Consider the following 22,004-nt stretch of genomic DNA (forward strand, 5'->3'; position numbering starts at 1 on the left):
TTCGCAGCGTCTTCCCGTCAAACACTTGGCGGGGCTACCGCACCGGCGTGATAGTTCGTCCAACCGAATCTAAGGGAGCACCGGATGTCCACACCCGACGAGTCGCAGGTCTTGAGGCGCGAGTTCTCGCTGTGGTCGGCGTTCGCGTTCGCGTTCGCGTTCATCTCGCCGATCGTCGCGCTCTACGGCATCTTCGGTCTGGCCCTGTCGGCCGCCGGGCCGAGTTTCTGGTGGGGCTTTGCGCTGGTGTTCGGCGGCCAGCTGCTGGTCGCACTGGTCTTCGCAATGCTGGTGTCGCGCTGGCCGTTGGAGGGCTCCATCTACCAGTGGTCGCGCCGGCTGCTCGGCACCTCCTACGGGTGGTTCGCCGGTTGGGTCTACATGTGGACGCTTGTGATCGCGATGGCAACCGTGGCGCTCGGCGCTGCGGGTTTCGTGGCCAACATCGTCGGGATCGAGGCACCCTCGGGTACGACGCTCGCGCTGATCGCGTTGGCGATTCTGCTGGCCGGAACTGCGGTCAACCTGGCCGGGCGTCAAGCGCTGAAGATCTTCATGATGGGCAGCATCATCGCCGAGGTCATCGGCTCGGTGGTGCTGGGCACCTGGCTGCTGTTATTCCATCGCCAGAACTCGCTTTCGGTGCTGTTCGAAGGTGGCGGCACGGAATTGGACACCTGGGCCTACCTGAGCGGTCCGTTCCTCATGGCGGTCGCCTTCATCGGCTGGTCGTTCGTCGGGTTCGAGAGTGCCGGCTCCATCGCCGAGGAGGTGCACGAGCCGCGCCGGGATCTGCCAAAGGCGGTGCTGTTCTCGCTGGGGTTCATCGCGCTGGTGGTGGCCTACTCGAGCCTGGCGATCATCCTGGCCATCCCCGATCTTGATGCGGTCGCGGCGGGTGCGGTGGACGATCCGGTGTACGAAACCCTCACCACCGCACTTGGACACGGTATCGCCAGACCCGTCGAAGTGATGTTCGTGATCGGCTTCCTTGCCAGCTTCCTGGCGCTGCAGACTTCGGCGTCGCGGGTCATCTGGGCGTATGCCCGCGACGGCGCGTTCCCTGCCGCCGCGGCGTTGGCCAGGCTGCGCGGCCAGGCCCGCATTCCGGTGGTCGCGATCCTGGTCACCACCGTCGTCGGCGGTGGCCTGTTCCTGCTGTCCATCGTCGCAGGCGATGTGTACTCGCTGATGGTCAACTTCACTGCCGGCGGGTTCTACCTGGCGTTCCTGTTCCCGCTGATCGGGTTCTTGGTGGTGCTGTGGCGCCGGACGTGGACGCCCGCCAAGTTCTCGCTGGGCCGCGCGACGCTGCCGGTCGCGGTGGTGGCCGTGGTGTGGGCGGTACTGCAATTCCTCAATATCGCCTGGCCGCGGCCGGCATTCGAGCAGCGTTACCTGGACTGGTCGGTGTGGATCGGCGTGGCCGTGCTGGGCTTGATCGGCCTGGCGATTCTGCTGAGCGTGCGTAGCCGCATTGTGGCGGTGGCGGTGATCGACGATATCGAGGCCGCCGACGAACGCGCCGACGACAAGGTCGTGACGCATGACTGAGGCGCCGGTAGCGGTCGTCACCGGCGGCGCCAGCGGAATCGGCGCAGCCATCGTCGGCGCCCTGCAGAAGCGCGGCTACCTGGTCGGAACTCTGGACCTGGCCGGGAAGACCGACGCGAACCACACTGTCGCCGTTGATGTCTCCGACGGGTTGGCGGTCGCAGAGGCCGTCGCCGAGATCAGGCGCCGGCTCGGACCGGTCAGCGCACTGGTGACATCGGCGGGGCACTACGAGATGGCCCCGGTCGCGCAGATCAGCGCCGAGGCTTGGCGACGCATGCTGCGCGTACACCTCGGTGGTTTGTTCAACGCCGCGCGGGCCTGTCTGCCCGACATGCTTGACCGTGGAACCGGTGCGGTGGTCGCCGTGGCCAGCGAACTCGCGGTCGGCGGCGGCGAGCACGACGCGCATTACGCCGCGGCCAAAGGGGCCATCATCGGGCTGATTCGCAGCCTGGCGGCCGAGGTCGCCGACCGTGGCGTTCGGGTCAACGCCGTCGCGCCCGGCCCGACCGACACCCCGCTGCTGGCCGCCGACTCCCCCTGGCGCGCAGCAGATTATCTGGCGACACTGCCGCTGCGCAGGCTGGCTACCCCGGCCGAAGTGGCACGCTGTGTGGAATACCTGGTGTGCGACGCGACGTTCAGCGTCGGCGACGTGGTCAATGTCAATTCGGGAGCGGTGATATGAGCGCGCTGCAGGGACGCGTCGTCCTCGTCACCGGTGCGGCGCAAGGGATGGGCGCTGCCCACGCCCGTCGGCTCGCTGCCGCCGGTGCGACGGTGGCGGTCAACGACATGCGAGCCGGCGCTGCACTCGATGCACTGGCCCGCGAGATCGGTGGCCTGACCGCGCCCGGTGACGTCTCCGATCCGGACGCGATTGCACGGATCGTCGAAGGCGTCGTAGAGGCCACGGGGCGGCTCGATGTTCTCGTCGCCAACCACGCCTACATGACGATGGCGCCGCTGCTCGACCACGACGAGCAGGACTGGTGGCGTGTGGTCGACACCAATCTCGGCGGCACGTTCCATCTGGTGCAGGCGGTGCTGCCGCACATGCGCCGGTCGGGTCAGGGCCGCATCGTGGTGATCGCCAGCGAATGGGGTGTCACCGGCTGGCCGGAGGCCACAGCGTATGCGGCAGCCAAGTCCGGGCTGATCTCGTTGGTCAAGACCCTGGGCCGGGAGCTTGCGCCGGAACGGATCATCGTCAACGCCGTGGCGCCTGGGGTGACCGACACCCCGCAATTGCAGGTCGACGCCGATGCCGCCGGGGTCGACCTGGCCACCATGCACGCGCGCTATGCGAAATCAATCCCGTTGGGACGCATAGGTTCCCCCGACGAGATCGCCGCGGCAGTGGAGTTGTTGGCCGATTTCGATATCGAAGCGGTCGTCGGGCAGGTCATCTCCTGCAACGGCGGGTCCACCAGGGCACGAGCATGACGGGAGGAGATCAGGTGGAAAGCCAGCCGTATGTGCGGTCGGCGACGGGGAAACTCGGACAGGTCGATGCGCAGGCGGTACCGCGGTACGCGGGCATCGCCACGTTCGCGCGGCTGCCGCAGCGCCACGAGGTCGAGGACTACGACATCGCGGTGGTCGGGGTACCGTTCGACAGCGGTGTCACCTACCGGCCGGGCGCCCGGTTCGGCCCTGCCGCCATCCGACAGGCGTCGCGCCTGCTCAAGCCCTACCACCCGGCCCTCGATGTCAGCCCGTTCGCTTCCACCCAGGTGGTGGACGCCGGCGACATAGCAGCGAACCCGTTCGACATCGGTGTGGCGGTGGATCAGGTGCGAGAGGGCGTCGCCGGACTGCTCACAACACCGCAGCAGCGGGTGGTGATCCTCGGCGGTGACCACACGATCGCCCTGCCCGCGCTACAGGCGATGTACCGCGTGCACGGGCCGGTGGCGCTGGTGCATTTCGACGCCCATCTCGACACCTGGGGTCCCTACTTCGGTGCGCCGTGCACCCACGGCACCCCGTTCCGCCTTGCGGCAGAACAGGGCCTGCTCGTCAAAGACCGCTCCGCGCACGTCGGCATCCGCGGTTCGCTGTATGACCGGCAGGACCTACTCGACGATGCCGAGCTGGGTTTCACCGTCGTGCACTGCCGCGACATCGACCGCATCGGTGTCGACGGTGTCATCGACCGCGTCCGGGAGAGGGTCGGCGAGCACCCGCTATACGTCTCAATCGACATCGACGTGCTCGACCCGGCATTCGCGCCCGGCACCGGTACGCCGGAGATCGGCGGCATGACCAGCCGCGAACTCGTTGCGGTGCTGCGTGCGATGCGTGGGTTGCACATCGTGGGAGCCGACGTGGTGGAAGTGGCACCGGCCTACGACAACGGTGAAGTCACCGCGGTCGCCGCCGCGAACCTCGCCTACGAACTCATCACCCTGATGGCCGATGATGACTGAATTCGCCTGGCCCGAGGGTAAATCCGCCGCCGCGGCGTTCACCTTCGACGTCGACGCGGAATCCGCTGTGCTGTGGGGCAACGAGGCGGCCGCTGCGCGGATGAGTGTGATGTCGCATCAGGCCTACGGACCGTTGGTGGGTATCCCGCGCATCCTCGATCTGCTGGAGCGCCACCAGATTCCGTCGACGTTCTTCGTGCCCGGCCACACTGCGCATCGCTATCCCGAAGCGGTGCGCAGCATCGTGGCCGCCGGACATGAGATCGCCCACCACGGCTATCTGCACGAGCAGCCCACCGCGCTGACCGTCGACGAAGAGGTCGTAGCGCTTGACCGCGGTCTGGAGGCCCTGGCCGAGGTGGCAGGGGTGCGGCCGGTCGGTTACCGCGCGCCCATGTGGGATTTGTCTTGGCGTACACCGGGATTGCTGGCCGCCCGGGGGTTTCTGTATGACTCCAGTTTGATGGACGCCGACAATCCCTACGAGCTCGCCGTGGGGGATACCTCGTTGGTGGAGATTCCGATCCAGTGGGCACTCGACGATTGGGAGCAGTACTGCTACCTGCCCGACATCTCGGGCAGCGGGCTGATCGAGAGCCCTCGCAAGGCCAGAGAGCTGTGGCAGTTGGAGTTCGACGCGCTGCGCCGGGCCGGTGCGTGCTGGGTCCTGACCAATCACCCGTTCCTGTCCGGGCGGGCGTCACGTGCCGCTGAACTCGACGATCTGATGCGCTACGTCCTCGAGCACTCCGATGTGTGGACGACGAATCTCGGTGCCATCGCCGAGCATGTCCGGTCGCTTGGGCTGACCCCGCGCACCATCACCCCGCCGTGATCACGTCGGCTGAACGCGCTGCCGCTTCATCACCGCGTCGACGACTCCGGGCAGCACACTGTTGATGGCCTTGGCCGTCACCGCCATGCGCGGTGCGATCTGCACCGGCCGGGTGCGCGCCGCGGTCACCATCCAGTCGGCGGCCTCGTCGGCGGACAGCCCAGGAAGCCCGTCGTAGGCGCGGGTCGGCGCGATCATCGGTGTCTTCACCAGCGGGTAGTACACCGTGGTGGAATGCACGCCCTCCGCCGCCCATTCGGTCTCGATGACCCGGCTGACGGCTGACAGCGCGGCTTTCGACGCGTTGTACACCGAGAACAGCGGCGAGGATTCGTTCATCACGCCCCACGTCGAGACGTTGATGATGTGGCCGTCTCGGCGCTCGCGCATGCCCGGCGCCAGGCCGCGGACCAGTCGCAGCGGGGCGTAGTAGTTCAGGGTCATGGTGCGCTCGACGTCATGCCAACGCTCCAGCGATTCGGCCAGTGGGCGCCGGATCGAGCGGCCGGCGTTGTTGATGAGGATGTCGACCCCGCCGAGGTCCTGTTCCACCTTGGCGACCAGATCGTCCACGGCATCCATATCGGACAGATCCGCGGCGTGGGCCCGGGCGTCGCCGCCGGCAGTGGTGATCCGCTCGACGAGGTCGTCGAGCAGTTCCTGACGACGTGCGACGGCGACCACGGTGGCGCCGCGGGCAGCGAACTTCTCGGCCGCGGCCTCGCCGATGCCCGAGGAGGCGCCGGTGAGCAGAATCCGTTTGCCGGCCAGCTCGATGTTGTCGCTTCTCTGCAGGCGTTCGGTCAGTGGTGGTCGCATGCTGGTCAGCAGCAGCTGATCAGACAGCCGGCGCAGCGGGCTCTTGCTCATGCGATGAGTTTAGGTTGCCTAGCTTTCGAGGCTTACCGGCGGTTCTGCGATGAATCGGCGGGCCCAGGTGAGTCGATATCGGTATGACTCCGACGCCAAGACTCGACGCCCGATTCAGCGAAGCCACCCATCCCACCGACTGGCAGACCACCACACAGGATCTCACCGCCGCGGGACTGTACTGGTTGACCACTGTCCGCGCCGACGGACGTCCGCACGTCACCCCGCTGGTCGGGGTGTGGGTCGACGACATGTTCGTGTTCTGCACCGGGCCCACCGAGCAGAAGGCGCGCAACCTGCAGAGCGGCGCGGCCGTCGTCGTCACCACCGGATCCAACACGTGGAACACGGGTCTCGACGTCGTCGTCGAGGGCACGGCCACCCGGGTCGCGGGACGTGAGCAGCTGACCGCGCTTGCCGATGCCTACCGCGCCAAGTACGGCGACGACTGGAACTTCGATTGCGACGACGAGGTTTTCGACCCTGACGGCGAGGCGGCCATCGTGTTTCGCGTGACCCCTACCAAGGTGCTGGCATTCGCGAAGGCACCGCACGGCCAGACCACGTTCCGGTTCTAGCCCGCGATTTCGGTGCATCTACCGGCGCCCACCGCCGGTAGATGCACCCAAATCGCTCAGAAGTAACGGGGGAACGAACTCCAGTCGGGATCGCGCTTCTCCAAGAACGCGTCCCGGCCCTCCACGGCCTCATCGGTCATGTACGCCAAACGTGTTGCCTCACCGGCGAATACCTGTTGGCCCACCAGCCCGTCGTCGATCAGGTTGAACGAGAACTTCAGCATCCGGATCGCCTGCGGGGACTTGCCGTTGATCTCGGCGGCCCATTGCAAACCCACCTTCTCCAGGTCGGCGTGGTCGATGACGTCGTTCACCGCGCCCATCTGATGCATGGTCGCGGCGTCGTAAGGCCGGCCCAGGAAGAAGATCTCGCGGGCGAACTTCTGCCCGGCCTGCCGCGCCAGATACGCGCTGCCGAAACCGCCGTCGAAGCTGCCGACGTCGGCGTCGGTCTGCTTGAACCGGGCATGCTCACGGCTGGCCAGGGTCAGATCGCAGGTGACGTGCAGGCTGTGGCCTCCACCGGCCGCCCACCCGTTGACCAGGCAGATCACCACCTTCGGCATGAAGCGGATGAGGCGCTGCACCTCAAGGATGTGCAGCCGGCCGGCCCGTGCGGCGTCGACGGTCTCGGCGGTTTCCCCCGACGCATACTGGTAGCCGGTACGTCCGCGGATGCGCTGATCGCCGCCGGAACAAAACGCCCAGCCGCCGTCCTTGGGAGACGGGCCGTTCCCGGTCAGCAGCACGACGCCGACGTCGGAGGACATTCGCGCATGGTCGAGCACCCGGTACAACTCGTCGACGGTGTGCGGCCGGAAGGCATTGCGTACCTCGGGTCGGTCGAATGCCACGCGCACCGTCGGCCGGCGCGCCCCATCCGCGATATGACGGTGGTAGGTGATGTCGGTCAGATCGTCGAAGCCGGCTACCGGCTCCCAGGCAGAGGGGTCGAATGGGTTGCTGCTCACCTGCTCGACTGTAGAGCGGCGCGAGCCTCAGGTTTCATCGGCACCGTCGCAGGGTATGAAACCGGCCGCGATGGTGCGTACCGCGCATCACCAGACGAGAAGGGGCCCACTTTGACCATGATGAAGCGCTCAGCAGGCGTGTTGTTCTCGGCATTGGTCGCGGGCGGGCTGCTCGCAGGATGCTCGCCGGCGGTCACCGGTGGCGACACCACTTGTGAGGATTTCCTCGGCCAGGACGAGAAGACGCAGAACGACGCGGTGGCCAAGATGCTGAAGGACGAAAAGGGCACCGACGCGGCGCAGCTCGAGATCACCGGCACTCGGCTGTCGGTGCAGACGTTCTGTCAGACCGCCGGTAAGCAGGAGAGCAAGATCAAGGAGGCGCCGCACCTGTAGAGAGGCGGCTAAACGGGGTCGAGGCGGAACACCGGGCACCGGTCGGCGAGAGCTTCGAACTCGTCCGGATTGGGCCCGGTGACCAGCCCGGCGTTTTTCATGAAGCCGACGCCGGTGGGGACCAGGATGGGGAATTCACGCAGCAGCGGGCGAGCCTGTTCCGCGGGGATTTCCACCATCTTGACCCGCTGGGCGCGCCGCCCCTGATGCACGGTCGCCTCTCCGGCGGCGCGCGCGTTGGCGGCCCAATCGCCGCCGGGCAGGCCGGCGACGATATAGCGTGCGCCGTCGACTGTCATCGGCGTCACCGGTGTCGAGCGCGGCTTCCCCGTTTTGCGGCCGGTCACGGTGAGCACCACCGGCCCCTTGTCACCGCCAACGCCGACCTTGTTCAAGCCGATCATCACTTTGTTCACGTACTTGAGCCACCAGGGCGGCCGGATCCGGTCGTCAGCCATGACCGCCAGCTTAAAGCGTGCCGAAGCCCGTCAGGGTTGTCAGGAGCCCGTCGGGCCGCTCGGCGGTGGGCAACGGGTCGACCAGCGCGAACTGGCAACCGATCGCGCGCGCACCGCCGTCGGCTTCCTCGCTGTCGCCCACCATCAGCGCGTCGTGGGCTGCCACCCCGAGCCGGTCCAGTGCCGTGGTGAAGATCGCGGCATCCGGCTTGACCGCACCGACTTCGAAGGACAGCACGAATTCGTCGACATCTCCCTCGGCTCCGATCGCGGCGAACGCGGGCCGCACGTCGAATGCGATGTTGGATACGACTGCGGTCTTGATGCCTTGCCTCTTAAGGGTTTTGAGCACCTGGGCGGTGTCGGGGTAGGTGGTCCAGCTCGCCGGGTCGATCACCCGTGAGTACAGCGACTCGGCATGATGGTCGGCCAACCCGGACTCCCTCAACACGTGCAGGTAGGCCTCGCGGTGCAGATGCGGCGCCAGGTCGCGGTTGACCCAGGCGTGGTACTGCTCGTCGCTCATCTGCACTGAGCGTCCGGTCGGTGCAGTGAGCCTGCGCATCAGCTCAGCTTGGACATGTCCGTCGACCTCGCGTTCGTCGACGGCCATCCCGGTAAACCAGCTTTCGTCCTCTTCGAGGCGGAACAGAGTTCCGGAAAAGTCGAACAACACCGCTTTGACCATGACCACTATGGTGCCAGTGTTTTGGCGCGTTCCCGGGCAGCCTTCTCGTCCAACACTTCCCGTTCGCGCTCATTGTCCGTCAGTTCGGCGGCGCGGCTGAACTCGGCGGCGGCTTCCTCGGTGCGGCCGAGCCGCGCCAGCAGTTCCCCGCGCACGCTGGGCAGTAGATAGGTTTCGCCGAGTCCGGTCAGCCCGTCGACGATCTCCAATGCCTCGGCGGGGCCCGCGCTCATCGCCACCGCCACCGCCCGGTTGAGCTGCACGACCGGTGACGGCGAAATCTGTAGCAGCGCATCGTAAAGCGCCACGATGCGGTTCCAGTCGGTGTCGGCCGCGGTCGGCGATACGGCGTGGCATTCGGCAAGGGCGGCCTGCAGCGCGTATGGACCCCAACCCGAACCGCGTTGCTGCCGTACGGTATTGGAATGCTGCAGGGCTGCGACGCCACGTTGGATCTGGGCGCGGTCCCACCGGGCGCGGTTCTGGTCCTCCAGCATGATGGGCCTGCCCTCGGCGTCGGTGCGCGCCCCGAACCGCGACGACTGGAACTCCATCAGCGCCAGCAGCCCGTGCACCTCGGGTTCGTCGGGGACGAGGGCGGCCAGCACGCGGCCCAACCGCAATGCCTCGGTACACAATTCGTCGCGGATCCAGCGTTGCCCGAACGAGGCCGAATAGCCTTCGTTGTAGATCAGGTAGATGACCGCGAGCACCGCTGACAGCCGCTTCGGATGCTCCTCGCGCGGCGGCACCTCGAACGGTGGATTGGCTTCAGACAGGGCTTTCTTTGCCCGGGTGATGCGGGCCGCTGTGGTGGCCTTGGAGGTCAAAAAGGCCCGGGCGATCTCTTCGGTGCTCAGGCCGCCGACCAGGCGCAGCGTCAACGAGATCTGTGCGTCGCGGGACAGCACCGGGTGCGCGGTGATGAAGATCAGTCGCAACACGTCGTCGTCGATGCGGTCCGGATCCCACGCCTCGTCGACGTAGTCGCCGAGTTCCCGGGCCAGCACGGCGTACTTGGCGTCGCGGGTTTCCTGCCTGCGCCAGTGGTCGATGGCCTTGCGCTTGGCGACCGTGGTCAGCCAGGCTCCGGCATTGCGCGGTACGCCCGTCTGCGGCCATTGGGTCAGCGCGTCGACCAGCGCCTCCTGGGCCAGATCCTCGGCCAGGCCGACGTCGCCGACCACACGGGTCATCGTCGCGACGATCTTCGCGGCTTCCATGCGCCAAACGGCGTCGAGGGTCTCGCGCATGTCCGCTGAAGTGCCCGCCGCCACGTCACCCATTGTGCTCGGCGGGAGAACTCAGCCGATCGCGCGGGCAGCGCCCTCCCAGAACTGGGCGCGCACAGCCTTCTTGTCGGGCTTGCCCAACGCCGTCACGGGCACGGAGTCGACCACGACCACCTGCTTGGGTGACTGCACCGAACCTTTGCGCTCCTTGACCGCGTTCTGGATCTCGGTGGTCACCCGCGCGACCGCCTCCGCGTCGGAGGCAGCATCGGGCCGCAGCACGATCACCGCGGTCACCGCCTCGCCCCACTTCTCGTCAGGAGTGCCGATAACGCACACCTGCGCCACTGAAGGATGTTCGGCCACAACGTCTTCCACCTCGCGCGGGAACACGTTGAACCCGCCGGTGACGATCATGTCCTTGACCCGGTCGACGATGAACCAGTATCCGTCCTCGTCCTCGCGGGCCATGTCGCCGGTGCGCAGCCAGCCGTCCTTGAACGTCTCCGCGGTCGCCTCGGGCAATTTCCAGTACCCGCCCGCCAGCAGCGGCCCGGACACGCAGATCTCGCCGACCTCGCCCTGCGGCACCGGATTGCCGTCGGGATCCAGTAAAGCCGTCCGCGCGAACAACGTCGGCCGCCCACACGAGGTCAGCCGCTTCTCGTCGTGATCCTTCTTGCCCAGGTACGAGATCACCATGGGCGCCTCGGACTGGCCGTAGTACTGCGCGAAGATCGGCCCAAACCGCTTGAGCGCCTCGGCCAGCCGCACCGGGTTCATGGCAGAGGCCCCGTAGTAGACGGTCTCCAACGACGACAGGTCGCGGGTGTGTGAATCGGGGTGATCCATCAGCGCGTAGATCATCGAGGGCACCAGCATGGTCGCGGTGATCCGACGCTCCTCGATCACCCGCAGCACCTCGGCCGGATCGAACTTGGGCAGCACGATCATCTCGCCGCCCTTGACGATCGTCGGCACGAAGAACGCCGCACCGGCGTGCGACAGCGGCGTGCACATCAGGAAGCGCGGATTCTCGGGCCACTCCCACTCGGCGAGCTGAACCGTCGTCATCGTGGTGATCGACCGCACCGTCCCCATCACGCCCTTGGGCTTGCCGGTGGTGCCACCGGTGTAGGTCAGACCGCCGATGTGGTCGGGCGGCAGCTCCGCCGCCTGCAGCGGCTGTGGGGAGTACTTGGCGGCTTCGGCCACCAGGTCGGTCGCCACCCCGTCCAAAGCCCGCGGCACCGGGCCGATGGTCAGCACCTGGCGCAGCGAGGGAACCTTCTCCAGCAGACCCAGCGCACGCTCGACGAACGCCGGCGTGGGGTCGATGATCAGCGTCGTCACCTCGGCGTCGGACAACACATACGCATGGTCGTCCAGCGAGCCGAGAGGGTGTAGTGCGGTGCGGCGGTACCCCTGCGTCTGCCCGGCGCCGATGATCATCAGCACTTCCGGCCGGTTCAGCGACAGCAGGCCGACGCCTTCCCCGGTTCCCGCACCCAGCGCCTCGAACGCCTGAATGTACTGGCTGATGCGCTCCGCGAGCTGCCCGCCGGTCAGCGTGGTCTCGCCGAGGAACAGCACCGGGCGGTCTCTGTTGCGCTTCAGCGCGCCGACAGTGAGGTGGCCGGAGTGGATGGGATGGTGCAACAAGGCATCACTCATGACCAACAGACTAGAACGTGTTCCAGAAATGGTGTAGGGGATACCCGCCCAAACGCCGAAACGGCATTCCAGCAGACCCTGGAATGCCGTTTCGCCGGAAAGAACTCAGCGGTTGGCTGCCTTGCGGGCGTCAGCGGCCACCTTTTCGGCGAGGTCGGCCTTCCACTGGATCTCCTTTTGGATCCACTCGTTGTCCTGCGGAAACTCGTCGGTCTCGCTGACACGCCGGACTTCGAGCTTGACGCCGGTGCCCAGCGGGCATTTCCGAGCCCACTGCTTGGCCTCCTCCTTCGAGGAGACATCGAGGATCCAGAAGCCGTTGAACAGCTCCTTTGCCTCGGTGTACGGGCCGTCGGTGACCGCCGGCGGGTCGGCGTTGAAGTCGACGACGAAGCCCTCGTCGGGGTCTGTCAGCCCTTCGCCGGCGAGCATCACACCGGCCTTGATGAGCTCTTCGTTGTAGCGACCCATCTGCGCGATGATCTCGTTGAAGTCGATGTTCTGGTCAGCCATGGCCGCCTCGGCTTCGGGGGTGGACCGCATGATCAGCATGTAGCGCGACATTGTTGTCTCCTTCTGGTGTGGGGAAGGGGCCCGTCCATCGTGCCCTCACTGACGCGTCGAACGACACCCCGCGAAATCGACACGGGGCGGAAAAGTTTTTGACGAGCGCCAGTCCGGTGGAGATCGGCGATGCGGATTTCTGGGGGAAGCCCCGGGCCAACCTCGTCGCGCCTTAGCATTCGCGCATGGCCAGCCCTACCGAGTCTGCTGATCTCGTCCTCTTCGGAACCATCCTGACCGTCGACGCAAACCAACCCACCGCCGACGGGCTCGCGGTGTCCGACGGCCGGATCGTCGCGGTCGGGCGCCGCGCCGACGTGCAGGGCTGGGTTGGGCCTGAAACCGAGGTGCGCGAGGTCGACGGCTGTGTGATGCCGGGATTCATTGAGGCGCATGGCCATCCGCTGATGGAGGCGATCGCGTTGTCGGGCCGCATCGTCGACATCCGGCCGGTCACGCTGATATCCGCTGACGCGGTGCTCGACGCCATCCGCGCTGAAGTCGCGCGAAGAGGTGCCGACGGCGCCTACCTCAATGGCTGGGATCCGCTGTTGCAAACCGGTTTACCGGAGCCGACCCTGGCCTGGCTCGACAACCAAGCCCCCGACGCCCCGCTGGTGATCATGCACAACTCTGGGCACAAGGCCTACTTCAACTCCGCGGCGGCCCGGGCCGCCGGGCTCACAAGGGACACCCCGGATCCCAAGGGCGCCAGGTACGGTCGCGACGCCGATGGCGAACTCGACGGCACCGCCGAGGAGTCCGCCGCCGTGTTCGCCCTGATGGGCGGGGCCATCTCGCTCGATGGCTATCCGGCGATGCTGGTGGCCGAATGTCAACGGCTCAACCGGGCCGGCGTGACCACCTGCTCGGAGATGGCGTTCGACCCGATGTTCCGGCCGCTGCTCGGGCAGCTGCGCGACCAATTGACCGTCCGGCTGCGCACCTACGAAATGTCCACCGAGGCATTGCACACCGACGCCGAGCCGTTCGAGGGTGACGACGTCGTCCGCCAGGTCGGCATCAAGATCTGGGTCGACGGTTCCCCGTGGATCGGCAACATCGACCTGACCTTCCCGTATCTGGACACCGAGGCCACCCGGACCATCGGCGTCGTGCCCGGCTCCTGCGGGAGCGCCAACTACTCGAAAGAACAGCTCGCCGAGATCGTCGGCGCGTTCTATCCGCAGGGCTGGCAGATGGCCTGTCACGTGCACGGCGACGCCGGCGTCGACACCATCCTCGACGTCTACGAAGAGGCCTTGCGCGCCAATCCACGCGACGATCACCGGCTGCGGCTCGAACACGTCGGCGCCATCACGCCCGAACAGCTTCAGCGCGCCCACGCCCTCGGCGTCACGTGCAGTCTGTTCGTCGACCACCTCCACTACTGGGGCGACATTCTCGTCGACGGACTGTTCGGCCCGGAGCGTGGTGGACGGTGGATGCCCGCCGGTTCCGCGGTGGCCACGGGTATGCGGATCTCACTACACAACGATCCGCCCGTCACGCCCGAGGAGCCGCTGCGCAACATCAGCGTCGCGGTCACCCGCACCGCCCCCAGCGGCCGGGTGCTGGCACCCGAAGAGCGGCTGACCGTCGAGCAGGCGATCCGGGCGCAGACCATCGATGCGGCGTGGCAGTTGTTCGCCGACAACGTCCTCGGCTCCATCGAACCCGGCAAGTACGCCGACCTTGTGGTGCTGTCGGCCGACCCCCGCGCGGTACCCGCCGAGACCATCGCCGACCTGGAAGTACAGGCGACATTCTTGGCGGGCCGACAGGTTTATCCGAAAGCCGGTTGACAGCATCCCCGGCGTGGCACGCTCGGAACATGTCTGATTTGCCAACGCCGAAATTTCTCGACGAACGCGTGGCCCACTGGTCGGCAACCAAGCCCGATGAAGAAGCAGTCACTTATCTCAGCCGGACATGGACGTGGTTTCAGTTCGACGACCGGATCCGGAGGTTGGCCGGTGCCCTGAGTGCGTGGGGGATAAAGCGTGGCGACGTCGTTGCTTTCCTGGACAAGAATCACCCGGCCTGTGTGGAGCTGACCCTCGCGGCAGCATCGCTTGGCGCGGCCAACGCCATCATCAACTTCCGGCTCGCAGCCGACGAGACGGACTTTGTCCTCAACGACTGCGGCGCGAAGGTGTTGATCGTCGGCGCGGAGCTCAAAGCGGGCATCGACAAGATCGCCGACAAGCTGACTGCCGTCGAACACGTCGTCACCGTCACGCCGGAAGGCGAAGGCCGCGACGAGTACGAGGCACTGTTGGCGGGCGCGACGCCCGTCGGGCGCTCACCGGACGTGCAGCCAGACGACGTGTGCATCGTCATGTACTCCTCGGGCACCACCGGTCGGCCCAAAGGCGTCGCGCTGACGCACGCCAACGTCATCGCACACACCGTCAATGCTTTCCAGGGCTGGACGCTGGGCCAGGGTGACAAGAGCCTGGTGGCCATGCCGCTGTTCCATGTCGGCGGCACGTCCTACATGCAGTTCGGGCTGCACAACGGCGCGCCGACCTATATGACGCGCGACGTTGACGGCGCGGCCCTGGCCGGCGGGATCCTGGCCGGAGCCAACCGGACGTTCCTGGTGCCCGCGGTGCTGGCGAAGGTGTTGGAATCCGGCGAGGATGCCGTGAAGCTGTTCGGTGCGCTGAAGACGTTCGCCTACGGTGCGTCGCCAATGCCGTTGCCGCTGTTGCGTTCTGCGTTGCAGGCCTGGCCGGACACCGAGTTCATCCAGGTGTACGGGTTGACCGAGGTGTGCGGGGTGATCAGCCTGCTCGGCCCAGAAGACCACCGCGGCGCCAGCGAAGAGCGGCTGATGAGTGCCGGCAAGGTGATAGCCGGCGCCGAGGTGCGGGTGGTCGACCCGGACACCGGCGAGGACGTAGCTCCTGGCGAGCAGGGCGAGTTGTGGTTCCGTACACCGCAATTGATGAAAGGCTATCTGAACCGACCGGACGCGACTGCCGAGTCGATCACCCCCGACGGGTGGTTCCGCACCGGTGACATCGGCCATGTCGACGACGGTGGCTACATCTTCGTCGAGGACAGGCTCAAGGACATGATCATCTCCGGCAGCGAGAACATCTACTCCATCGAAGTCGAGCGCGTGCTGGGCGAGCATCCCGCGGTCACCGAGGTCGCCGTCATCGGGGTGCCCGACGAGAAATGGGGTGAGTCGGTGAAAGCCGTTGTAGCGCTTGATGATGACGTGTCTGATCGGGATCTCATCGCGTTCGCCCGGGAACGATTGGCGGCCTACAAGTGCCCCAAGTCCGTCGATATCGTCGATGCGTTGCCGCGCAATCCCACCGGCAAGGTTCTCAAGAAAGATCTGCGCAAGCCGTATTGGGAAGGCCGCAACCGCGCCACTGTTTGATCAATTAACTGCGCCATTACTCTATATTTCCTGTTCCGAGCGGAGTATTTTCGCCCCATACGTGTGCGCGGAGATGTGGGGTGCCGACATGACGGATGCACATAGATTGCACGGGCGTTGCCGCGGGATGGCGATTCTGACCGTCCTGATGCTGGCGTTTACTTTCGGACTACTCGGGCCGCCGCCGCCGACGGCGAGTGCCTGGTCGCGAGCGGGTCTGCCGGTCGAGACCGTGGCGGTGCCGTCAGCAGCCATGGGCCGCGACATCAACGTCCAGTTCCAGGGTGGCGGACCTCATGCGGTCTACCTGCTGGACGGCTTGCGTGCCCGGGATGACTTCAACGGCTGGGACATCGAGACGCCGGCGTTCGAGTGGTTCTACCAGTCGGGGTTGTCGGTGGTCATGCCGGTCGGCGGGATGTCCAGCTTCTACACCGACTGGTACCAGCCCGCCGCTGGTAACGGCGGAGTGCACACCTACAAATGGGAGACGTTCCTCACCAGCGAGTTACCGCAGTGGCTGGCCGCCAACAAGGACGTGTCCACGTCGGGCAATGCCGTTGTCGGACTGTCGATGTCAGGCAATTCGGCGATGATCCTGGCCGCGTACTACCCCGGCCAGTTCATCTACGCGGGGTCGTTGTCGGCGTTCCTGAATCCGTCGGCCGGGCCATGGCCGGGGCTGATCGGGTTGGCGATGGGCGACTCCGGTGGCTTCTCCCCCAACGCCATGTGGGGCCCGCCGGGTGATCCTGCCTGGGCGCGCAACGATCCGACAGTCCAGGTCGGTCGGTTGGTGTCGAACAACACCCGCATCTGGGTCTACTGCGGTTCGGGCACGCCGGGCGAGTTGGGCGGCGGCGACCTTCCCTCCACGTTCCTCGAAGGCACCGCGCTGCAGAGCAACCTCAACTTCCGCGACCAGTACATGGCCGCCGGCGGTAACAACGCGGTGTTCAACTTCCCGCCGACCGGCACTCACACCTGGGGCTACTGGGGTGCGCAGCTCAACGCGATGAAGCCGGACATCCAGCGGGTACTGGGCGCCGGCTGACACGGATTAGGCATCATTGGGCACGTGGATAACCGCGTGGCGTCGCTCGACGACGTGCTCGAGCGTCTGCACGTCGTCGCGCTGCCGATGCGAATGCGGTTTCGCGGCATCACTGTCCGGGAGCTCGCACTGATCGACGGACCCGTCGGCTGGGGAGAGTTCGGCGCATTCCTCGAGTACGACCCGCCCGAGGCGGCGGCCTGGCTCGCCTCGGCGATCGACGCCGCGTACCGGCCGGCTCCATCCGTGCACCGCGACCGTGTCCCGATCAACGCGACAGTGCCCGCGGTGGATCCTGCCCAGGTTCCTTCCGTGCTGGCCCGCTTTCCCGGTGCGCGGACGGCCAAGGTCAAAGTGGCCGAGCCCGGGCAGACACTTGCCGACGACGTCGCAAGAGTCAACGCGGTGCGCGCCGAGGTCCCGGTGGTGCGGGTTGATGCCAACGGGGGATGGACGGTTGACGAGGCGGTCGCCGCGGCCGCCGCACTGACCGCCGACGGCTCACTGGAGTATCTCGAACAGCCTTGTGCGACAGTCGAAGAGCTGGCGGCGCTGCGAGGACGCGTGAAGGTGCCGATCGCCGCCGACGAATCGATCCGTAAGGCATCCGATCCGCTGCGGGTGGTTCGGTTGGGCGCCGCCGATATCGCGGTGCTCAAGGTTGCGCCGTTGGGCGGGGTATCCCGCACGCTCGACATCGCCGCCCAGATCGAGATGCCCATTGTGGTGTCCAGCGCACTGGATTCGGCTGTGGGTATCGGCCGAGGGTTGTTGGCCGCCGCCGCGTTACCCGACTTGCGGCATGCCTGCGGGCTGGGCACGGGCGGATTGTTCGTCGAGGACGTCGCTTCGGCGCGAGTTCCGGTCGACGGGTATCTGCCCGTCGAGGCGGTGGTCCCGGATCCAGCGCGACTGGCGGCGTTGGCCGCTCCCGCGGAGCGCCGGCAATGGTGGATCGAGCGGGTGCGGGCGTGTTACCCGTTGCTGAATGCGTAGCGCGCCTTACGGTTAGTCACATCAGCCCCACTGGCACCTGCCAGGTCACCATGTATGGGTTTCGAAATGCGGTACCGCGGGTGATATCACCTTCGTAACCTGTTGGTTTTTCGAGTAGCCGCCTACGCTAGGCCGCGGGGGCGATCGGTCAGAGACTCGGCCGACTCGTTCACCCGCGGCAGTTATCTCAGCGCAGTGGCCAGTGGCGTCGATTCGTTCTGGGTGCCTGACCACCTCAACGGATTGTTCCCGCGTGCACTGTGGCAGCCGCAATACTCTGGTGCTGCCAAGCTCATGCCGTCGGCGGACGCCTGCATGGAGCCGTGGACGATTTTGGGAAACCTGGCTGCCCGCAACAGGCTGGCCAGGCTCCGGCTGGGCGTGTGCGTCACCGACACCGGGCGGCGCAACCCGGCGGTGACCGCCCAGGGGGCCGCGACGATGAATCTGCTGACCAAGGGTCGGTTCATCCTCGGCATTGGTACCGGGGAGCGCGAGGGCAACGAGCCCTACGGCGTGGATTGGTCGAAACCGGTGGCCCGGTTCGAAGAGGCTCTGGCCACCATCCTGGCGTTGTGGGACTCGAAAGGTGAACTCGTAACACGTGATTCGTCGTACTTCCCCCTGCGCAACGCAAGCTTCGACCTGCCGCAGTACCGCGGCAAGTGGCCGGAGATCTGGATCGCTGCGCACGGTCCGCGCATGCTGCGCGCCGTCGGTCGCTACGCCGATGGATTCTTCCCGGCTTTCCTGCACACCCCCGCGGAATATGCCGAGCGACTGGGCATTGTGCGGTCAGCAGCCTCAGATTTCGGACGGGACCCTGGCGCGATCGTTCCAGCCATGTACCGATTGGTGGTGACGGGGCGACACCGCTCCGAGGTCGACGACGCACTGGACTCCGAGCTGATCAAGGCGGCTGGATTGCTCGCGTGGGATGACGTCTTTGCCCGCCATGGTGCACAGCATCCGATGGGCGCCGGCTTCACCGGTGCGCAGGACATTCTCCCGCAGGCCCTGGACGAGGAGACCGCGCTGTCGTACGTGAAAGCAATTCCACGATCCATCGTGCAGGGGATGGTGCTTGCCGGGACACCCGACGAGGTGGTCGATCAAGCTGCGGAATGGCGCGACAGCGGTGTTCGCCACCTGGTGTTGTCCAACATCAGCCCGTTGCAGCGCAGCCTGCGCAAAGGGTGGCGTCGCAGATTCCGTTCGTGCAGATCATCCGCAAGGTCAAGAAGCTCTAGTGGGTGTGCCTTGGAGATGTGGTACCGCGGGCGGTATCGGGTTTTCAGGTTGGGTATGCCTTCGGAGCGGGGCGGCTGCAAAAAAATTAGTACAGATCACTCAGCGACACGGAAGGCCGGCCTGCGAGTTTCTGAACCACCCACTGGTTCAATGACACTCCCTGTTCAGCGGCCTCCACGGTCAGTTTGGCATGCAAAACTGGCGAGATCCGCACCATGAACCTGCCGCTGTAGTGGTGGTCGGTCAGCGATTTCGGCGGGTCGTAATCGTCGGCCAGAATGTTCGCGACTTCGTCGGCGACCTTCTTCTCGACAGCGGCGATCGCCTCGTGCGCTGTGAACCCATTCGCCGACAGGTTCGGAAACTCCAGACAGATCCCCAGATACCAGCGGTCATCGGGCATCCATTGGGCCCGGTAGGTGTACTCGGTCATGCCAACGATCATCGCGGCGCTGTCCGACAAATCCGGCGCGTGTCCTAATTTGTGGGGTACATGGCGTAGACGCCATCCGACACATCGCCAACACTGAAGACGTGACGCGCAGCGTGGTGATCCTCGGCTACTCGGGCGTGCAGGCGCTGGATCTGGTCGGGCCGTTCGACGTGTTCACCAGCGCGACGTTGTGCCTGGCCGGAAGGGGCCACACCGACGACGGCTACGCAGTCACCGTCGCCTCCGTCGACGGCCGGCCCGTCACCACCCTGACGGGCCTGGAATTCGTCGCCGCAGCGCCACCCGACCCGCGTGACCCGATCGACACGGTCGTCATCCCCGGCGGCATGGGCGCCGACGCCGCCCGCGCCAACCCTGACGTCGTCGAGTGGATCCGAACCGCCTCCAAAAACTCCCGCCGTATCGTCAGCGTCTGCACCGGTGCGTTCCTGGCCGCCCAGGCAGGTCTCCTCGACGGCTGTCCGGCCACCACGCACTGGGCTTATGCCAACCGACTGGCGCAGGAATTCCCCTCTGTCACAGTCGATCCAGAGCCGATCTTCGTGCGCAGCTCACCGAAAATCTGGACGGCGGCCGGGGTGACCGCGGGCATCGACCTGGCGTTGTCGTTGGTCGAGGACGATTACGGCACCGACGTCGCGCAAACGGTCGCGCGCTGGCTGGTGCTGTATCTCAGAAGGCCTGGCGGACAGACCCAGTTCGCGGCGCCGGTGTGGATGCCGCGGGCCAAACGAGCCCCGATCCGTCGCGTGCAGGAAGTCATCGAATCCGAACCCGCTGGGGCACATAGTATTTCCGAGCTTGCCCGACGTGCCGCGATGAGCCCACGGCATTTCACCCGGGTCTTCACCGACGAGGTGGGGGAGGCGCCCGGCGCGTACGTCGAGCGGATCCGTACCGACGCGGCGCGTCGTCAGCTCGAGGAATCCGATGACACCGTGACGGTCATCGCCGCCCGCTGCGGATTCGGCACTGCAGAGACCATGCGTCGCAATTTCGTTCGTCGCCTTGGTATTTCACCTGACCAGTATCGTAAAACCTTCTAGAGGAGACACCATGCAGATCGCCATCGTGCTGTACCCGAGTTTCACCGCGCTGGACTTCATCGGTCCCTACGAGGTGCTGCGCAACCTTCCCGACGCCGAGGTGCGGTTCGTCTGGCATGAACCGGGGCCGATCACCGCCGACTCCGGCGTCCTCACGGTCGGGGCGACGCACTCGTTCGAGGAAACGCCTTCACCGGACATCGTGCTGGTGCCGGGCGGACCGGGAACCATGGCTGCCGCGCGCGACGAGAAGGTGCTCGACTGGATCCGCCAGGTCTATCCGGCTACGACGTGGACCACATCGGTGTGTTCGGGTTCGGTGGTGTTGGCCGCCGCGGGCCTGCTCGACGGCAAACGCGCCACCTCACACTGGTCGGCGCTCAGCGGACTGAAGATGTTCGGCGTCACGCCCGTCGGTGATCAGCGCGTCGTGCGCGAGGGGAACATCCTCACCGCGGCGGGTGTATCGGCCGGAATCGACCTGGGCATGTGGCTGGCCGGTCAGATCGGCGGTGAGGCCAAAGCCAAGGCCATTCAGCTGATGATCGAGTACGACCCGCAGCCGCCGTTCGACTCGGGGCACATGTCCAAGGCGTCGGCGACCACAAAAGCGGGCGCGACCGCCCTGCTCGGCAAGGACATGGTCAAGCCCGAGCCGCTGAAGGCCACTGTGCTGTTGGCGTGGGACCAGGCGATCCGGAAGGTCCGCGGCCGGCGCAGTGCGTGATCTGTTGCACTGACCGCCATCAAGTAGCGTCGGCCAGGTGAATCTGGCTTACGACGACCGAGGTAAGGGCGACCCGGTGCTGTTCATCGCCGGTCGTGGCGGCGCCGGCCGCACCTGGCACCTGCATCAGGTGCCGGAGTTTCAGCGGGCCGGCTACCGCGTCATCACGTTCGACAACCGTGGCGTGGGTGCCACCGAGAACGCCAGCGGTTTCACCACCGAGCAGGTGGTCGCCGACACCGCTTCGCTCATCGAGAAGGTGGTCGGCGGCCCGGTCCGGGTGGTCGGGGTGTCGATGGGGTCGTTCATCGCGCAGGAATTGATGGTGGCCCGCCCTGAGCTGGTCACCAAGGCGGCGTTGATGGCCACCCGCGGCCGTCATGACAAGGCCCGTGAGTTCTTCACCGACGCCGAACGCGCCCTCATCGACGCAAATGTCACCTTGCCGCCCGCCTACGACGCGAAAATCCGGCTGCTGGAAAGCTTCTCGCCGAAAACCCTGAACGACGACCGCGCCGTCCGCGACTGGGCGGAAATGTTCACCATGTGGCCCACCAAGAACACCCCGGGCTTGCGCAGCCAGCTTGCGGTGTCGCCCGAATCCAACCGGCTGCCGGCATATCGGCACATCAAGGTGCCGGTCCTGGTGCTCGGTTTCGCTGACGATCTCGTGATGCCCACGCATCTGGGGCGCGAGGTTGCCGACGCCATCCCGGGCGGCCAGTACCTTGAGCTTCCCGACACCGGCCACCTGGGTTTCCTCGAGAAACCGCAGGATGTCAACGCCGCGATTCTCAAGTTCTTCAGTGCCGTTTAGGGCG

The 22,004-nt window shown here is 66.2% G+C and carries 22 protein-coding genes and 1 pseudogene; 15 read left to right on the forward strand and 8 right to left on the reverse strand.

Annotation, left to right across the window (positions count from 1 at the left end):
- The first annotated feature begins 84 nt into the window (after positions 1-84).
- The 5 genes from ABQF30_RS00730 to ABQF30_RS00750 are packed head-to-tail and all read left to right on the forward strand — an operon-like array spanning position 85 to position 4,824.
- The gene (locus tag ABQF30_RS00730) at positions 85-1,554 is read left to right on the forward strand and encodes an APC family permease (protein WP_448460200.1); all 1,470 of its coding nucleotides are present in this window, start codon (positions 85-87) and stop codon (positions 1,552-1,554) included.
- Entirely contained in the window at positions 1,547-2,245 is a 699-nt protein-coding gene (locus tag ABQF30_RS00735) for an SDR family NAD(P)-dependent oxidoreductase (protein WP_448460202.1), read from the forward strand. Before ABQF30_RS00730 ends, ABQF30_RS00735 begins: the two co-directional genes overlap by 8 nt.
- Positions 2,242-3,003, forward strand: a complete 762-nt coding sequence (locus tag ABQF30_RS00740) for an SDR family NAD(P)-dependent oxidoreductase (protein WP_448460204.1) — start codon at positions 2,242-2,244, stop codon at positions 3,001-3,003. The genes ABQF30_RS00735 and ABQF30_RS00740 overlap by 4 nt, the downstream gene beginning before the upstream one ends.
- Positions 3,000-3,989, forward strand: coding sequence for an agmatinase (gene speB, locus ABQF30_RS00745; RefSeq protein ID WP_448460206.1), 990 nt, complete (start codon positions 3,000-3,002; stop codon positions 3,987-3,989). The genes ABQF30_RS00740 and speB overlap by 4 nt, the downstream gene beginning before the upstream one ends.
- On the forward strand, positions 3,982-4,824 hold the full coding sequence (locus tag ABQF30_RS00750) for a polysaccharide deacetylase family protein (protein ID WP_448463335.1): 843 nt from the start codon (positions 3,982-3,984) through the stop codon (positions 4,822-4,824). Before speB ends, ABQF30_RS00750 begins: the two co-directional genes overlap by 8 nt.
- Here the strand turns inward: ABQF30_RS00750 and ABQF30_RS00755 are convergent, their stop codons facing one another.
- Complete coding sequence (locus tag ABQF30_RS00755; RefSeq protein WP_448460208.1) at positions 4,825-5,694, reverse strand: SDR family oxidoreductase; 870 nt, start codon at positions 5,692-5,694, stop codon at positions 4,825-4,827.
- A gap of 83 nt (positions 5,695-5,777) precedes the next feature.
- On the opposite strand from ABQF30_RS00755, the gene ABQF30_RS00760 reads away from it, so the two are divergent.
- Complete coding sequence (locus ABQF30_RS00760; protein ID WP_448460209.1) at positions 5,778-6,272, forward strand: pyridoxamine 5'-phosphate oxidase family protein; 495 nt, start codon at positions 5,778-5,780, stop codon at positions 6,270-6,272.
- Between the two features lie 56 nt (positions 6,273-6,328).
- Here the strand turns inward: ABQF30_RS00760 and ABQF30_RS00765 are convergent, their stop codons facing one another.
- Positions 6,329-7,243, reverse strand: a complete 915-nt coding sequence (locus ABQF30_RS00765; protein ID WP_448460211.1) for a 1,4-dihydroxy-2-naphthoyl-CoA synthase — start codon at positions 7,241-7,243, stop codon at positions 6,329-6,331.
- Positions 7,244-7,363: 120 nt separating this feature from the next.
- Here ABQF30_RS00765 and ABQF30_RS00770 point away from each other — a divergent pair, with 120 nt between their 5' ends.
- Positions 7,364-7,639: a hypothetical protein gene (locus ABQF30_RS00770; protein WP_448460213.1), complete on the forward strand. Its 276-nt coding sequence runs from the start codon at positions 7,364-7,366 to the stop codon at positions 7,637-7,639.
- An 8-nt stretch (positions 7,640-7,647) separates the two neighbouring features.
- Here the strand turns inward: ABQF30_RS00770 and ABQF30_RS00775 are convergent, their stop codons facing one another.
- The 5 genes from ABQF30_RS00775 to ABQF30_RS00795 all read right to left on the reverse strand — a co-directional run bounded on the left by ABQF30_RS00775 (position 7,648) and on the right by ABQF30_RS00795 (position 12,255).
- Entirely contained in the window at positions 7,648-8,097 is a 450-nt protein-coding gene (locus ABQF30_RS00775) for a nitroreductase family deazaflavin-dependent oxidoreductase (protein ID WP_448460215.1), read from the reverse strand.
- 10 nt (positions 8,098-8,107) lie between these two features.
- Positions 8,108-8,785 (reverse strand): HAD family hydrolase, encoded by a 678-nt coding sequence (locus ABQF30_RS00780; protein WP_448460217.1) that lies wholly within the window; start codon positions 8,783-8,785, stop codon positions 8,108-8,110.
- A gap of 5 nt (positions 8,786-8,790) precedes the next feature.
- Positions 8,791-10,038 (reverse strand): RNA polymerase sigma factor, encoded by a 1,248-nt coding sequence (locus tag ABQF30_RS00785; protein ID WP_448463337.1) that lies wholly within the window; start codon positions 10,036-10,038, stop codon positions 8,791-8,793.
- A gap of 51 nt (positions 10,039-10,089) precedes the next feature.
- Entirely contained in the window at positions 10,090-11,691 is a 1,602-nt protein-coding gene (gene fadD8, locus ABQF30_RS00790; RefSeq protein WP_448460219.1) for a fatty-acid--CoA ligase FadD8, read from the reverse strand.
- Between the two features lie 105 nt (positions 11,692-11,796).
- Complete coding sequence (locus ABQF30_RS00795) at positions 11,797-12,255, reverse strand: YciI family protein (protein ID WP_448460221.1); 459 nt, start codon at positions 12,253-12,255, stop codon at positions 11,797-11,799.
- Positions 12,256-12,440: 185 nt separating this feature from the next.
- Between ABQF30_RS00795 and ABQF30_RS00800 the strand changes: the two genes are divergently transcribed.
- The 5 genes and pseudogenes from ABQF30_RS00800 (at position 12,441) to ABQF30_RS00820 (ending at position 18,955) form a co-directional block, all read left to right on the forward strand.
- Entirely contained in the window at positions 12,441-14,060 is a 1,620-nt protein-coding gene (locus tag ABQF30_RS00800; protein WP_448460223.1) for an amidohydrolase, read from the forward strand.
- A 29-nt stretch (positions 14,061-14,089) separates the two neighbouring features.
- Positions 14,090-15,655, forward strand: a complete 1,566-nt coding sequence (locus tag ABQF30_RS00805; protein WP_448460225.1) for a long-chain-fatty-acid--CoA ligase — start codon at positions 14,090-14,092, stop codon at positions 15,653-15,655.
- Between the two features lie 148 nt (positions 15,656-15,803).
- The gene (locus tag ABQF30_RS00810; protein WP_448463339.1) at positions 15,804-16,709 is read left to right on the forward strand and encodes an esterase family protein; all 906 of its coding nucleotides are present in this window, start codon (positions 15,804-15,806) and stop codon (positions 16,707-16,709) included.
- A 24-nt stretch (positions 16,710-16,733) separates the two neighbouring features.
- Complete coding sequence (locus tag ABQF30_RS00815; RefSeq protein WP_448460227.1) at positions 16,734-17,705, forward strand: o-succinylbenzoate synthase; 972 nt, start codon at positions 16,734-16,736, stop codon at positions 17,703-17,705.
- Between the two features lie 102 nt (positions 17,706-17,807).
- Positions 17,808-18,955: pseudogene (locus ABQF30_RS00820) on the forward strand (LLM class flavin-dependent oxidoreductase).
- Between the two features lie 86 nt (positions 18,956-19,041).
- Here ABQF30_RS00820 and ABQF30_RS00825 read toward each other — a convergent pair.
- Entirely contained in the window at positions 19,042-19,401 is a 360-nt protein-coding gene (locus ABQF30_RS00825) for a type II toxin-antitoxin system HicB family antitoxin (RefSeq protein WP_448463341.1), read from the reverse strand.
- A gap of 89 nt (positions 19,402-19,490) precedes the next feature.
- Here ABQF30_RS00825 and ABQF30_RS00830 point away from each other — a divergent pair, with 89 nt between their 5' ends.
- The 3 genes from ABQF30_RS00830 to ABQF30_RS00840 are packed head-to-tail and all read left to right on the forward strand — an operon-like array spanning position 19,491 to position 22,000.
- Positions 19,491-20,456, forward strand: coding sequence for a GlxA family transcriptional regulator (locus ABQF30_RS00830; protein WP_448460229.1), 966 nt, complete (start codon positions 19,491-19,493; stop codon positions 20,454-20,456).
- 10 nt (positions 20,457-20,466) lie between these two features.
- Positions 20,467-21,183 carry a DJ-1/PfpI family protein gene (locus tag ABQF30_RS00835; protein WP_448460231.1) on the forward strand — a complete coding sequence of 239 codons (717 nt, stop codon included), beginning with the start codon at positions 20,467-20,469 and terminating at the stop codon, positions 21,181-21,183.
- Between the two features lie 37 nt (positions 21,184-21,220).
- A complete protein-coding gene (locus ABQF30_RS00840; protein ID WP_448460233.1) occupies positions 21,221-22,000 on the forward strand; it encodes an alpha/beta fold hydrolase in 780 nt (259 codons plus the stop codon).
- Positions 22,001-22,004: the final 4 nt, after the last annotated feature.

This window comes from Mycolicibacterium sp. XJ870 (assembly GCF_053483975.1).